This window comes from Lewinella sp. IMCC34183 (genome assembly GCF_003390915.1).
Taxonomy (GTDB): Bacteria; Bacteroidota; Bacteroidia; order Chitinophagales; family Saprospiraceae; genus Neolewinella.
In genome coordinates this window covers 111,456-124,959 of the sequence record NZ_QMEM01000003.1, presented here as the reverse complement: position 1 = coordinate 124,959, position 13,504 = coordinate 111,456, and the positions used below count along the sequence as shown (strand labels likewise).

10 protein-coding genes are annotated in these 13,504 nt (G+C 62.5%); 6 read left to right on the top strand and 4 right to left on the bottom strand.

The window, feature by feature from the left end:
* The first annotated feature begins 382 nt into the window (after positions 1-382).
* The 3 genes from DQG19_RS08030 to DQG19_RS08020 are packed head-to-tail and all read left to right on the top strand — an operon-like array spanning position 383 to position 2,900.
* Positions 383-1,684 (top strand): hypothetical protein, encoded by a 1,302-nt coding sequence (locus tag DQG19_RS08030; protein WP_116125743.1) that lies wholly within the window; start codon positions 383-385, stop codon positions 1,682-1,684.
* Positions 1,685-1,690: 6 nt separating this feature from the next.
* Positions 1,691-2,236, top strand: coding sequence for a hypothetical protein (locus DQG19_RS08025; protein WP_116125742.1), 546 nt, complete (start codon positions 1,691-1,693; stop codon positions 2,234-2,236).
* Positions 2,237-2,282: 46 nt separating this feature from the next.
* The gene (locus DQG19_RS08020; protein WP_116125741.1) at positions 2,283-2,900 is read left to right on the top strand and encodes a hypothetical protein; all 618 of its coding nucleotides are present in this window, start codon (positions 2,283-2,285) and stop codon (positions 2,898-2,900) included.
* A gap of 92 nt (positions 2,901-2,992) precedes the next feature.
* Here DQG19_RS08020 and DQG19_RS08015 read toward each other — a convergent pair whose 3' ends face one another.
* Positions 2,993-3,847, bottom strand: a complete 855-nt coding sequence (locus DQG19_RS08015; protein ID WP_157974394.1) for a DUF6624 domain-containing protein — start codon at positions 3,845-3,847, stop codon at positions 2,993-2,995.
* Positions 3,848-3,961: 114 nt separating this feature from the next.
* On the opposite strand from DQG19_RS08015, the gene DQG19_RS08010 reads away from it, so the two are divergent.
* Together DQG19_RS08010 and DQG19_RS08005 are read left to right on the top strand one after the other, a co-directional pair.
* Complete coding sequence (locus DQG19_RS08010; protein ID WP_116125739.1) at positions 3,962-5,164, top strand: acyl-CoA dehydrogenase family protein; 1,203 nt, start codon at positions 3,962-3,964, stop codon at positions 5,162-5,164.
* 434 nt (positions 5,165-5,598) lie between these two features.
* The gene (locus DQG19_RS08005) at positions 5,599-6,060 is read left to right on the top strand and encodes a VOC family protein (RefSeq protein ID WP_116125738.1); all 462 of its coding nucleotides are present in this window, start codon (positions 5,599-5,601) and stop codon (positions 6,058-6,060) included.
* Positions 6,061-6,064: 4 nt separating this feature from the next.
* Here DQG19_RS08005 and DQG19_RS08000 read toward each other — a convergent pair whose 3' ends face one another.
* The 3 genes from DQG19_RS08000 to DQG19_RS07990 are packed head-to-tail and all read right to left on the bottom strand — an operon-like array spanning position 6,065 to position 10,793.
* Positions 6,065-7,732 carry an AMP-binding protein gene (locus tag DQG19_RS08000; protein ID WP_116125737.1) on the bottom strand — a complete coding sequence of 556 codons (1,668 nt, stop codon included), beginning with the start codon at positions 7,730-7,732 and terminating at the stop codon, positions 6,065-6,067.
* Positions 7,733-7,778: 46 nt separating this feature from the next.
* Positions 7,779-9,818 carry a ComEA family DNA-binding protein gene (locus tag DQG19_RS07995; RefSeq protein WP_157974393.1) on the bottom strand — a complete coding sequence of 680 codons (2,040 nt, stop codon included), beginning with the start codon at positions 9,816-9,818 and terminating at the stop codon, positions 7,779-7,781.
* Between the two features lie 18 nt (positions 9,819-9,836).
* Positions 9,837-10,793 carry an NAD(P)-dependent oxidoreductase gene (locus DQG19_RS07990; RefSeq protein ID WP_116125735.1) on the bottom strand — a complete coding sequence of 319 codons (957 nt, stop codon included), beginning with the start codon at positions 10,791-10,793 and terminating at the stop codon, positions 9,837-9,839.
* A gap of 72 nt (positions 10,794-10,865) precedes the next feature.
* On the opposite strand from DQG19_RS07990, the gene DQG19_RS07985 reads away from it, so the two are divergent.
* Complete coding sequence (locus tag DQG19_RS07985) at positions 10,866-13,490, top strand: TonB-dependent receptor (RefSeq protein ID WP_116125734.1); 2,625 nt, start codon at positions 10,866-10,868, stop codon at positions 13,488-13,490.
* Positions 13,491-13,504: the final 14 nt, after the last annotated feature.

The following is a 13,504-nucleotide window of genomic DNA, read 5'->3' as shown; positions in this document are numbered from 1 at the left end:
ATATACGGTGGGGCGGGCGGTATGCTATGGTCAATGGGTACTGGATATGCGGGGGTGATATATCGCAATAGAATTTATTGTATTCAAAATGCCGAACCGGAGCTTGAATAAATATGCTGTCGCAGCTAATCTTTGATAAATTTCGAAATGGATAGAAAATGGGCGCGCAATGCTTCACTTTCAGCTAGATATGAGTCGATTTTATGGGGTGTGTACCTTCTTTTAATGCGCTATAGGCTAATAAGTAACCTTATGAGCACGCTGTCAAAACAGAAATTCTGTCGCATTGAACTGCAATCGTGAATAGGTAAGTTTGTCAGGTACCGGTAAGGGCGAGATATCGTGCATACCGGGTTTGGGATTACTTCAAGTACTGAACACTATGAAACGCATCAACTGCTACGGAACCGCTATGCGGGGTCCGCACCTATTCCGTCATTTCTTCCTCCTTCTGATCATCGCCGCGGTTGTCCCGTTGTCCGCACAATACGACGCGGGCAACCCGTGCCAGCGGCCGGACACCGACAAAAAGAACGGCTACTACCAGCGCAACGCGGGGCGGGCCGCTAAGGCGGGTGATTACCAGGATGCAGCCGTGTATGCCCTGTACCGGCTCGCCACCGAAAAGCGAAAGAAGCAAATCAACAAGGCCACGGAAGAACTGGAGGCTCTCTTCCCCTACGCTATCCAGGAATCGGATCGCCTACAGCGGCTACTGGACATGGGCCGCGTGGTGGTCGGGGAATCGACGTTGGTCCACCGTGCGCACCTGGGCTGTGAATACCGGAAGTTCGAGGACATCCGTTTGGCCTTTGAGAACCTTCCCGCCGACCGCCATTCTCCGGTCGTGGATCGCCACCTGGCGGAACTGATTGACTACTCCCCCAGGATTGCTGAAGCCGCCGACTCGCTGCAGGCCGCTCACCGGCAGGTGGCCGAACTTTATTACCGGTACGCCCGCAGTCTTCCGGTGGACGGGAGCCGGCGCAGCCATCTGCAGGTTGTGCTGGCCTGTGACCGGGGGCTGTTCTTTGACCGGTCGCATCCGGGCCTGGCCGAGCTGCGTACTGCCTCCCTGCCTTCCGCGTCGGGTCGCGTATACCTTAAAGGAGTAACCAGCACCTCAGGAGGTGGCAAGGGAGTAGCGTCGCTGGTGCGTAGCGGGTACGATGCCACGATCGGCCCCGGCCTAGCCGAAACCCCCTATTTCACGCCGGTGACTACCGATGGCAACCTGGCCGTCCACATCATCGTGGATGATGTCAGTAGTGAACGGAAAGTAGATGAGCCGGACGTCAAGGAGCGGACTACCGAGGTCGACGATCAGGTGTTACGGGCCAAGTTCATCTCCCACAGCAAATCCATCCGCGCTACCAGTCAGGGTAAGACAGTAGTCGTGGACGGAACCACCGGTCAGGAAATACTCAGTACGACCACGAGCGGCAGCCATACCACCACCCAGTACTGGTATACCTACACCGGAAACAAGGATGCCCTGAAGAAGCGGGACCGTAAACGCCTGAGTCCGGAGCCCGCCTGGGAGTCTCCGGAGAAAAGCCGCCAGCAGGCGGTCGTCGATCTGGGAAAGAACGCCGGCTACCAGGCCGTCAACCTCTTTAAGGAACGCGGAACCTTCGAGCCCATTCAAACCTTCGCCCCGGCTATTGTCAGCGCCAAAAAATAGGCTTTCATGAAGTACCATCCTTTCTACCGATACCACCTGCTGTATTGCCTATTTCCCCTGCTGCTGCTGGCCTGTGGCGACGATAACGATGACCGCGGGGAAACCTTCCTGCGCGTCACCGTCGACGGGACACTCGATCTGGAGGCCGTCGCGCCTACCGCCGTGTACTACGAAAGCGACCGGTTCCTGCAGATCGAGGCGACATATGTAGACGACAATTCCGATTCCTACGCCATTCTGCTGGCCATCACCCCGGAGTCGGGAGGAGAGCTCACCACGCGTCAGTACGCCACCAGCGGCCGTTGCTCGAATACGGCCCTGTCCCCCTGCGTCAGTGCCTTTTACGCCAGCGGAGCCTTGGGTTCCGCATATGCCTACCGAAGCACGAATACCAGCTATCCCGGCAGTGTGGAAATAAATCTGGATGCTTACCAGGAGAGCGAGGACGGATACGTCTCCGGCACCTTTTCCGCCAATGTCTACGATACGAATGGTGAGCTGATCACCCTCACCGACGGGGTATTCAATAACCTGCCGCTTACGCTGGACTAAGGGCAAAGGCCCGACCCTGATTCCCTCCCCGTAAAACCCGATCGTCATGCGTGCCGCTTACGTATATAGCTTACTAATTATCCTCACGACCCTAACCCTCCCCCTAGCCGCGCAAACCGCGGACGCGGAGGAGGACACGAATGACGACGGATACGGCCTGATCTTCGCCGGACTGTCCTACCACTGGGAAAGCTACTACGCAACGGAAGCCGACCTGGGGTGGCGACTGGGGTACGAATACGTACTGGCCTCGGATTCCTGGTTACGGTGGAAAGGGGGAGTAACGGTGCAGCAGTTCGGCAGCAAGTACGAAACGGACCTCGATGGCGCCGCCGCGGTCGCTCACCGCAACCTGACCTACGTGCTTACCCACTACGGCGCCCGGCTCGCCCCGGTAAATTTTTTGGCGCTCGACGTTAACCTGTTGGCAGGCTGGGGTGGATCGGCCAACGTCAAATACACGGGCGACGGGGTCGATGAAACCCGGGACCTCGGTACCTTCAAAGGGTTAGAATTAGGTGCATCGCTGGGCGGGACGATTCGCGTCGGGCGCTTCGGCATCGAGGGGCTGTACTACCACGGGCTGACCAATAATTACGATGGCGGTTTCGACATAGTGAACAAGAACCGGGCGTTCTCCGTCAGCCTGCGCAGTAATTTCTGATCACCGGCCACTCCGGTTCAATGCTGCCTCCGGTAGCGAAACCTGCCCGGCCAGAATAAGAACCATACCCGAGCCCGGTGGCCCCACCGTCTTCAATCAGAAGCTCCCCCGGAGAGCGGGTCAAAAACGATCCCCCACCGGTCCAGATATTCCTGTAGCGGCCCCATTCCCATTTCCGCGCGGCGCTGATCCACCGCCTCGGGCGATGCGACGGGGTGCAGGAAGTTTTCGCCCGCCGGGCTGACGCCCAGTTGGGTGCCGTACAGTTGGGGTTCCCCCCGCTCCACGAGATTGCGGTCGCGCATCATCGCGATGGTGCCCCAGGGCAGGTCGCCGCGTTCCGCCGCCGTGACGAGTATCGGCAGGTATTGTTCGCGGGTAGCCAGGTTTCCGTGCTGAAGAACCGCCCAGATGCCGGCGAGTTGCTCCTCATTGATCTCCGTCCTGACGGGCACTCCGCATTTGTCGAGGAAACTGGTGATGCGCTCCAGGTTTTCGTGATCAGTCCGGAAATCCACTTTGCCCGCACGGCGGGAAGCCTGGTCGCGGTCGAACACCTCCTGCAGGAATGCCACCTTGTCGGCGCAGTCCACCTCCACCCGCTGCAGTGGGGGCCCATCATTGACGGCGCGTAGGTAGCGCTCCTGAAATTCCCGATCGGCCGGCGTGGAGGCACGAACGACGGCCTGAACGATGGAGCTGTCGTCACCGGCGTAGTAGTCCAGGAACAAGCCTTCGGCGTTGACGATCCGCTGGAGGGAATCGAACGAAATGGTATCGCCACGGTCATTCAGGAAAGTGATCCGGTCCGGATCGGGATAGTCGAACCGGAGCGCCCGGGCGATCATTTCTTCCTGGCTTACCAGGCTAACGTTCGGGGGAGGCGGAGACGGCTCGTCGCCACAGGCGCCGAACAGCAACAGAGAGAGGTATAAGCGTGCGCGCATGGAGGCGAAGGTAGTCCGTGGTGGATTTTCCGGATAAGGACGGGGCAACCCCGGCCCGGGACCACTGCTGCGCAGCTAGTACCTTGCACCTGCGTCCCCGCCCAACCTCCGACCATGCACTTCGAATACAGCGAAACGACCCGCGACAACATCCGCCACCTCTCGGCCTTCATGGCCGAGCACGTGTACCCGCTGGAGGACGACTACCGCCGCTGGACCGCCGAGCACGCGTGGGAAGTGTACCCCGCCATGGGGGGGCTTAAGGAAAAGGCGCGCGCCGCCGGCCTCTGGAACCTTTTCCTGCCCGAAGACTACGGCGACCTCAGTCCCGGCCTTACCAACCTCGAGTACGCGCCGCTTGCCGAGATCATGGGACGTGTGCTGTGGGCCAGCGAGATCTTCAACTGCAGCGCTCCGGACACGGGCAATATGGAAGTCCTGGCGAAGTACGGCACGCCCGCCCAGCAGCAGGAGTGGCTCTTCCCGCTTCTCGACGGGGGGATCCGCTCGTCCTTTCTCATGACGGAGCCCGCCGTGGCCAGTTCCGACGCTACCAACATCGAGACCCGCATCGTCCGCGAAGGCGACGACTACGTCATCAACGGCCACAAGTGGTGGAGCACCGGCGCCATGCACCCCGACTGCCGCCTCTATGTGGTGATGGGTAAGACCGACCCGGAAGCGCCCCGCCACCGGCAGCAGAGCATGATCCTGGTGCCCGCCGACGCCCCCGGGGTGGAGGTGGTGCGGCCGCTCACGGCCTTCGGTACCTACGACAGTCCCCACGGCCACGCCGAGATCCGGTTCACCGACGTTCGCGTGCCCGCCGCCAACCTGCTGCTTGGCGAGGGTAGGGGCTTCGAGATCGCGCAGGGCCGACTGGGCCCGGGCCGCGTCCACCACTGCATGCGGCTGATCGGTACTGCCCAGCGGTCTTTGGAGCTGATGGTGAAGCGGGTGGGGGAGCGCACCGTCTTCGGACGGGAGCTCGCCAAGTTCAGCAGCGTACGGCAGGAGGTCGCCCTGAGCCGCTGCGAGATCGAGCAGGCGCGGCTGCTGACCCTTTCCGCCGCCGACCACATCGACCGGCTCGGCATCAAGGGAGCCAAAGACCTGGTGTCCATGATCAAGATCGTGTGCCCGCGCATGGCCTGCGGGATCATCGACCGCGCCATCCAGCTGCACGGCGGCCTCGGAGTATCCAGCGATCTGCCGCTTGCGGACTTCTACGTCTACGCCCGCAGCATCCGTTTGGCCGATGGGCCGGATGAGGTGCATTTGTATCAGTTGGGGCGGGAAGTGATTAGGCAGTTGTAATTTACAATTTACCATGTACCATTTACCATTTGCCCGCGGGACTGCCCCGCAGGACTTGCCCGCATGTATGCTTGCTTCGCTCGTACGGCACGACCGTAGCTGTTACTGCATACCGGTGCGGGTTGAAGGACGCGGGCCATTGTAAATGGTAGCTCGTACTTGGTAAATTGTATATCTCCCTGGCTACCGCACGGCTCTGCTCGCTGGGCTCGGGCGGCCCGGCTGCCCCTGACAGTGCAGCTTAGTACGATGTACTGCGTGCTGAATATACGATTTACTATGTACCATTTACAATTGGCCCGCGGGACTGCCCGCATCCATACTCGCTTTTTTAAGCCTTGAGATGAGTCTTGCGTGAGAACCTCCCGGTGGCATACTTGCGTTGCAGGAGTATTGCGGGCTGCCGCGCACGCCACCTATCCATCAATCCATCAATGGCCCTTCCACGCATCCAACACGTCAACCTCATCGTAAGCGACCTGGCCGCCGCCCGGGACTTCTACGTCCGTGAATTCGGATTCAGCGAGCGGAAGGTGGAAGGGCTCGACTACCCGGGTGCGTTCCTGGTGATCAACGAGGGGCAGGAACTGCACCTGGCACAACTGCCGTCAGACGCGCCGGCTTTCCGGAGCCATTTTTGTTTGCGGGTAGCGGACTTCAGCGCCGTATTCCACCGGATGAAAGCCCTGGGCGTACTGGACTCCGAGCCCTGGGGCCGTATCCGCGAGTTACCGGACCGGTCGCTGCAGATGTACGTACGCGATCCTTCGGGTAATCTGGTGGAGATCACCTCGGAACCGGAGGACCGCGACGGGATCGATCCGGCGATCTTTACGGACAAAGCCTACGGAGGGGAGCCGTATCGCTACTACCCTGCGAACATTGCCAAAACGTAGGCCACTACTCGAAGATTACCCGCTCCGTGCCCATGATCCAACCCTCCATGCGGTCGCGGTAGAAGGTGTGTACCTGCGGGCGCTTCACCTTCAGGGTGGGAGTGAGGCGGTCGTTCTCGACGCTGAAGGGCTCCTCGGCTACGACGATGGTGGCGACCTTCTTGTAGCTCGGTAGTTTGTCGTTCACGGCGTCCAGTTGCTGCTGCAGGCGGGCGCGAACCGTCTCGCGGTCGTTTTCCAGGCCCGTCTCCGAGAGCGAGACCACCAGCAGCGGCTGCGGCATGCCGAGTCCGAGGATGCAGAGCTGGTCCACGTCGGGGTTGCCGGCGAATTTCTCCTCGATCTCGTTCGGGACGATGAACTTGGCCTTCGCCGTCTTGAAGGTGTCCTTCACCCGACCGGTAAGGTAGAGGAAGCCGTCGTCGATCCGCCCCTGGTCGCCGGTGTGCAGCCAGCCGTCGGCGTCGATGGTTTCGGCGGTTTTCTCCGGCTCTTTGTAGTAGCCGGGCATGGTGTTCGGGGAGCGGGTCAACACCTCCTGGCTTTCCGGATCGATGCGGCACTCGGTACCGGGCAGGGGCTGGCCCACGGAGCCGGGGCGGTCCTGGTCGGCGAAGATCATGTGGCTCACCGCTCCGTTTTCGGTCATGCCATAGGCCTCGGAGATCGGAATGCCCATGCGGGCAAACCAGGCCTTGGTCCCCTGGGCGATGGGGGCCGCCCCGCTAACGTTGCAGCGCGACTGATCCAGGCCCAGTCCCTTGCGAATCTTGCGCTTGATGAACCAGCTCACTACCGGGATCTTCAGTAGTGTGTCAAGCTTTTCCTGCGGCAATTTCTTCAGCACGCCCTGCTGCAGCTTCGTCCAGATGCGCGGCACGGCGAAGAAGAAGGTCGGCCGCGCGTGCTGCAGGTTGGCCGCGAAGCGCTCGATACTCTCCGTGAAGAAGATCTCACCGCCGTGGGTCAGGCACATCGTCTCGACGGTACCGCGCTCGGCCACGTGGTTGAGCGGCAGGAAGGAGAAGTAGCGGTTATTGCCCTGGTAGTCGTTCTCCAGCGGGTTGCGGTCGTAGAGCTCCCGCATCAGCGCGATCTGGTTTTCGATCGTGAGCATCACGCCCTTGGGGGTACCCGTGGTGCCGGAGGTGAAAATGAGTGTCCACAGGCCGTCACGGGGCATCACGGGCGTTCCGGACATCGGTTCGTACCGCTCCAGGATCTCCTCCCAGGCGGTGCCGCGTTCCACCCGTGAGTTGTCGGCGTAGTGAGGGAAGCGGATCACGGGCAGGTCGTCCGGCACACCGGATTTCATGCCGTCCCATACCTCGGTCTTGCCCGCAAAGAGCAGCTTTACGTCGCCCAGTTCGAGCACCTCGGCAATCTGCTCGCCGGTCAGGGTGGCGAAGAAGGGTACGCTCACGTGGCCCGCCATCATGATCGCCAGGTCGGCGATGATCCACTCCCGGCAGTTCTTGGACACCAGTCCGATGTGGCTGCCCGGTGCCAGATTTTGGTCCCGCAGGTAGGCCGCGATCCGGCGGGCCATCTGTCCGGTCTCCCCCCAGGAGTAGGTTTCCCAGCGTTCACCGAAGGGCTGGTGCAGAAAGGGCTTATCGGGCTGGGCGGCCTCCTTCGCGTAGAAGGATTCCAAGGTGGTGCGGTCGTACATGGTGCGCAAGGTAGCTACTGGGGCGGGGCCGCAGGTGCGGGGGTGGTCACCAGCGGTAGATCAGCTGGGTTCCCCCTTCCGTGCGGTGGCTCAGGCCCGTAGCCTCCTGGCCGCTCCCGAAGGTGCCCCCGTCGAAACGCTGACTCCGGGCGATCCGGGCTTCGACGGTCAGACCGCGCAGTCCCTTGTAGCGCAGGAGCAGGTATCCGCGCATACCCTCCCCGTAGTAGGGAAGCACGAAGGCGTTGTAGGTCAGCCCGTTTTCGTATTCGTAGAAGCGTACGTCGTAGCCGTCGGTACGGTAGCCGGCCAGACGTGCGGAAAAGCTGAACGGGCCGGTCGGGCGGTAGTGCAGGTCCTGAAAGAGCATGACGCCCGCTTGCACCCCGTCGTTGCGGTCCGCGGTGCGGCCCAGGTCCAGCCGGCTACGCCACTCCAGCGCCGGCGTAAGGTGGTAGCCGGCGTGCAGGCGCAGCTGGGTCCGGGTGCGGGGCACCACCGGATCGGTGCGCTCGCCCGCCAGCCCCCGCCCCTTGTTTTCGTGGCGTAGCTCTGCGTAGCTGTCCAGCTTGCGTTTGATGGTGTACCCCACCCGCAAGCGGGCTTCGCGACCGCTGCTGGGAGCGTCGACGAGATAGCGCAGCCAGTCGTGCCGCCACAGGTCGTAATAGGCGTTGATCCGCCAGCGGGCGGCGGGGCGCAGGTCCACTCCCACGTAGATGCCTTCCTCGTTGCGTCCCCCGCTGGTCTCACCGAAGGGGCGGGCGCTGAGGGCGCGGTAATCGCGGTCGTACTTCCGGTATACCAGGGCCACGTCGGCACGCGGATCGAGCCCAATATTCACCCCGTGCAGCATGGCCCTGCCGGATTGCTGGCCGGGACTGCCCGCGACCTCGCCGAAGAACGAAAAGTTGCGCAGCCGGTACCGGTAGTCGACGCTCGCGTTGAGCAGCTCCGCCCCGCGGAAGTAGTACCGGTTGTAGGGCCGGGGCGTGGGCTGCAACGGCCGGCTGAGGTGCTCCCCCAGCACGTTCACGGCCACTTCCAGGCGGCGTAGCGGGCGGTAGCGCAGGCTGCCGCCGTAGCTCGACTGGGTCAGGGCGTTCCGGTCGGCGCGCTCGCCCGCGGTGCGGTGGTAACCGCTGAGGCTGAGGCTGGTCACGCCCAGGGAGTCGCGGGTCGGGTTGGCCGTCCGGCGGCGGCGACTGGCGAATACGGTGGCCTCCAGCTTGTCTCCCAGGGCCAGGGTCACGCCGGCCCCCCGCATGAAGTTAAATTCGTTGACGCTGGCGTAGGGCTGCAGGGTAGAGGAGCGCCGCGCTACGCTGGTGCTGTAGCTGCTCTTGCCGAAGCCGAAGCCCGTATAGAGGATCAGTCCCTGTCCGAAACTCACCGTAAAGTCGCCCAGCGCTACGGCCCGTACTCTTCGGTTAAGGCGGCGCAGAAAGAGATGAGCGCTGTAGTAATCCACGGGCCGACCATCGGCGAAGAGGGCCTCCCCGGGATCCTTTTCCATTACTACGCCCAGGCTGAGCTGGTCGCCGTAGCGCTGGCGGTATTTGGCGTACAGGCGCAGGGGATCGCCCGCGTAGGCGGGGTCGGGGGCCCGGTAGCCGCGGGCCGTTTCCAGTCGGGTGGTGCCGCGCAGGTAGGCTTCCCGCGTACCTGCGGAAAACAGGGTGCGTAAGGGTACACTCACGTCGTCCAGCCCCTTTTCCATGGTCACGTAGGGAAGAAGCTGCCGGATCGTTTCCAGGTCCAGCCCCTCCACGGCCTGCAGTTCATAGATGCTGAGGAAGCCGCCGACCCGGTCGCGGTGGTCGATCAGGCGGTCGATCTGCGGGGGCGACAGCAGGTAGAGGGCACCCAGTTCTTCGGCCGTGGCCCGGTTGAGGTTCAGGGGCCGGTTGCGGTAGGCGTCCAGCAGGCTGAAGGCGGCGTTATAGGTGAAGGCCCCGCCCTCCTCGGCCTGCTGGGCCACCACGTCCTCGATCAGGCGGTCGGTGGCTTCCGTCTGGGCGAGCACCGCCGGCGTGCCGGACCAGAAGCCCAGCATCAGCCAGCAATACGCGAGGACAGCCTTCAAACTACTCCGTTTCACGCGCTATTCCGTCCCGTTTTTCCAACCCCGGTCAATGTTGTCGATGAGCCCGTCGATCAGGCGGGTGCGCGCCTCCACGCTGGCCCAGGCCACGTGGGGCGTGAGCAGCAGGTGCTCCCGCTTCTTCACCTTCAGGTAGGGATGGTCGGCGGGCAGCGGCTCGGTGGAAAAGGTGTCCACCGCGGCTCCGGCGATCGTACCGGCGTCGATGGCCTCGGCGAGGGCCGCTTCGTTGACGATACCACCACGGGCCATATTGATCAGGTAGGCGGAGTCCTTCATCCGCTCCAGCTCGGCCGCGCCGAGCAGGTCGCGGGTCTCGTCGGACAGGGCGCAGTGTAGGGTGATCACGTCGCAGGAGGTGAGTAGCTCCTCGAGCTCCAGCCGTTCGTACGAGACGTCGTGGTCACTCCCGCTGATGCTGTGATAGACCACTTCCGCTCCGTAGGCCGCGGCCAGGCTGGCGACCCGCGTACCGATGGCACCGAGGCCGATCACGCCGAAGCGCTTTTCGGCCAGCTCGTAGTAGGGGTGGCGCCACATCGTGAAGGCCTTCGCCTGGGTGTAGTCGCCGTTGTAGACGGCGTTATTCAGGTGCAGCAGGTCCATGGAGACCGTGAAGTAGGCCGTCAGGGTCAGCTGAGCCACCGAGTCGGTGCTGTAGCCTTCGACGTTACGGACCGGAATGCCGCGGGCATCGGCGGCGTCGGTAGCTACGTTATTGACGCCGGTGGCGGCTACGCAGATGAGTTTCAACTCCGGTAGCGCCCCGATCATTTCGCCGGTGATTTTGACCTTGTTGGTGATGATCACCTGGGCACCGGCGGCGCGTTCGACTACCTCGTCCGGCTCGGTGCCGTCGTAGGACGTAAAGTCGCCCAGGGAGCTAAACCGGTCGAAGGCGGTAAGGTCGTCGAGCGAGGTGGCGTCGAGAAAAACTATTTTTGTGGGGGCGGACATAGGTGGGGCTTGGGCTGCCAAATTATAAATCCGCTCGTAAACAAAAGAATCCTCCGGGTCGCTATACTGCATATGCGTCACTTCTCCCTGACCCTGGCCCTGGTTGCCATACTGTGCTCGACTTCCCTTTTCGCCCAGGAGGCGGAAGTATTCGGTACGGTAACCGGCACCGATGGCGACACCCTCATAGGCTGCTCGGTACAGGTCATCGGCTCCGTGATCGGGGCGGTCACCGACGGTAGCGGTCACTACCGGCTGTCGGTCCCCCCGGGCCGCATTCGCGTGCTCACTTCCTATATCGGCTACGAGAACTTCGATACCGTCCTACGGGTCTCCGTGACGGACCGGGAGATCGAGCTCGACATCCGGATGGAAGAGTCCTTCGTCGAGATGGGAGAGGTCATCGTCTACGGCCGCCGGGCGTCCGGGCAGGCCCAGGCACTGCGGTTGCAGCAGTCCGCCATTGCCCAGCAGACCGTCATCCACGCCGAGCTCTTCAATAAGTACCCGGACATTACCCTGGCCGAAACCGTGCAGCGCATGCCCGGGGTGACCATCACCCGCAACCGCGGGGAGGGCGAACTCGTACAGGTGCGCGGCCTGCCGGAACAGTATACCGCCATCTCCCTCAACGGACAACGGTTGCCCGCCGTACAGCCCGAGGCCGACCGGGCCGGCAGTCTCGATATCATCCAGAGTAACCTCGTGGAGCAGGTACGGGTGATCAAGTCCCGCAGCGCCGACATGGACGCTGATGCCATCGGCGGCACCGTCGATTTTCGCATCCGGCAGCCGGAGCGGCAGGCGGAAATACTGATCCAGGCCGGCGGGGGCTCCAACTTCGGATTCGACCGGTGGAACCCCCGGGGATCCGGCATTCAGCAGGCGGCGGCGGTCTTCAACTCCGAACTGAGCGACGAGCAGGTGTACGGACTGGCCGCCGGCAGTTTCTTCCGTCACGCGCGCGGCAACCGCATGCAGCGCTACGACTACGGCGCGGACGGCGTCACCGGGCGTACCATCAGCCGCGTCCGACCCATCGACACCGACCGCCTCACCACCAAGACCGGTATGGTCGGGGCGGTGGAGCTGCGACCCAGCATCTATAACCGGCTTCGCCTGAGTTACAACTACAGTGCCATAAATGAGGAGATCGCCACCCGCGAGGTAAACTTCTGGTCTGCCGGCAGCAGCCGCGAGAACCGCATCGCCAGCCAGTGGAGAGAGGAACGCCGCCTTAACATGGTGGCCCTGGAAGTAGAAAATAACTTCGATAAGACCCAACTCACGTACGCGTTGAGCTTTGCCAGCACGAGCGAAAAGCTGGTCGACCGGCAGCGCGCCTTCAACAGCGTGGTCTTCGGGACACCCGAACCGTTTACCGAGGACGAGTACCTCAACCTGACGCCCGACGACACCCGCTACCCCGACCGGGGGCTGCCGCGGCAGTCTACGCAGCAGCAGCTACTCGACCTCGACGAGGACATCGCGATCGGCGGATTCAACCTGACCCGCTACATCGACAACAGCCGCACGTCCTTCCTCCGCGCCGGCGGCCGCTACCGCATCAAGGAGCGTACTTACCGGGAGTTTTACGGCGAGCGCAGCGGCGACTACGGGGAACCCATCGATCCCGGCGGGTTTGCCGACCTGACCGAGGAGCCGCTGCTCGTGGAGCGCCCCGAGCTCGATGCGGGCCCCAACTACACCGCCGGGGAAAAGATCGCCGCGGCCTACCTGATGTATACCAACAACTGGAACTCCAAACTGAGCACCTCCGCCGGTCTCCGCTACGAGTATACCGACCTGGACTACACCCTGCAACGGTCGGGGGAAGCGGACTCCACCAGCTACAACGACCTGTTTCCCAGCCTCAACGTAACCTACCGCATACGCCGCGACCGGCAGCTGCGCTTTGCCTACTACGAGGCCATCGCCCGCGTACCCTACTCAACCGTGGTGCCTACCCGGGACCTCGCCGAACGCCGGCAGCCCCGGCTCGATGTCTTCTCCATCGGTAATCCCGACGTGGACCCTACCTATAGCCGCAACTTCGACCTCACCTTCGAGCGGTACGGCCGCAACGACGCCTTGCTCAGTATCGGGGTATACGCCAAGCTGCTCGAGAATCCCACCGTACGCACCGCCGAGTTTGCCCTTCTCGACGAGCAGCCCACCCTCGGGTACAGCCTCATGAATACCGCCGACGCCCGCCTGTTTGGCGTGGAACTCGGCTTCTATCAGAGCCTGGGCATCCTAAATCCCATACTTCGCTGGCTGGACCTGAACGGTAACCTAAATTTCAATTCCTATAAGCTCGTCGGGCAGGACACCGAGGACGCCACGCTGGCCCAGGCCCCCCGGCGTTCGGCCAACCTTAGCCTGGTTTACAGCAACCCCCGCCAACGCCTCAACCTGGTCATTGCCGGCAACTACCGCAGTTCTACCCTTGACCTGCTGCAGAACGGACAGCCCATCTGGATAAATTCGGTGATCAGCCTCGACCTCGCCGCCGATTACGAATTGTTTAAGAATATCAGTGCTTACCTCCGCCTCAACAACGCTACCGATCACGGGTCCGAACGGTACGTGGGTAAGCCCGACCAGGAGAATTCCCTCCTGCTCTCGGCCACCAGCTACGGCATCTGGGGCGTGGTCGGACTGCGGTGGCGACCGGGAGGTGCATGGGGGAGCTAACTATGGGAACAGAT

Excerpts from the sequence above, each read along its gene's own strand:
- DQG19_RS08030 (WP_116125743.1), top strand. The coding sequence starts at position 383 with ATGAAACGCATCAACTGCTACGGAACCGCTATGCGGGGTCCGCACCTA.
- DQG19_RS08025 (WP_116125742.1), top strand. The coding sequence starts at position 1,691 with ATGAAGTACCATCCTTTCTACCGATACCACCTGCTGTATTGCCTATTT.
- DQG19_RS08020 (WP_116125741.1), top strand. The coding sequence starts at position 2,283 with ATGCGTGCCGCTTACGTATATAGCTTACTAATTATCCTCACGACCCTA.
- DQG19_RS08015 (WP_157974394.1), bottom strand. The coding sequence starts at position 3,847 with ATGCGCGCACGCTTATACCTCTCTCTGTTGCTGTTCGGCGCCTGTGGC.
- DQG19_RS08010 (WP_116125739.1), top strand. The coding sequence starts at position 3,962 with ATGCACTTCGAATACAGCGAAACGACCCGCGACAACATCCGCCACCTC.
- DQG19_RS08005 (WP_116125738.1), top strand. The coding sequence starts at position 5,599 with ATGGCCCTTCCACGCATCCAACACGTCAACCTCATCGTAAGCGACCTG.
- DQG19_RS08000 (WP_116125737.1), bottom strand. The coding sequence starts at position 7,732 with ATGTACGACCGCACCACCTTGGAATCCTTCTACGCGAAGGAGGCCGCC.
- DQG19_RS07990 (WP_116125735.1), bottom strand. The coding sequence starts at position 10,793 with ATGTCCGCCCCCACAAAAATAGTTTTTCTCGACGCCACCTCGCTCGAC.
- DQG19_RS07985 (WP_116125734.1), top strand. The coding sequence starts at position 10,866 with ATGCGTCACTTCTCCCTGACCCTGGCCCTGGTTGCCATACTGTGCTCG.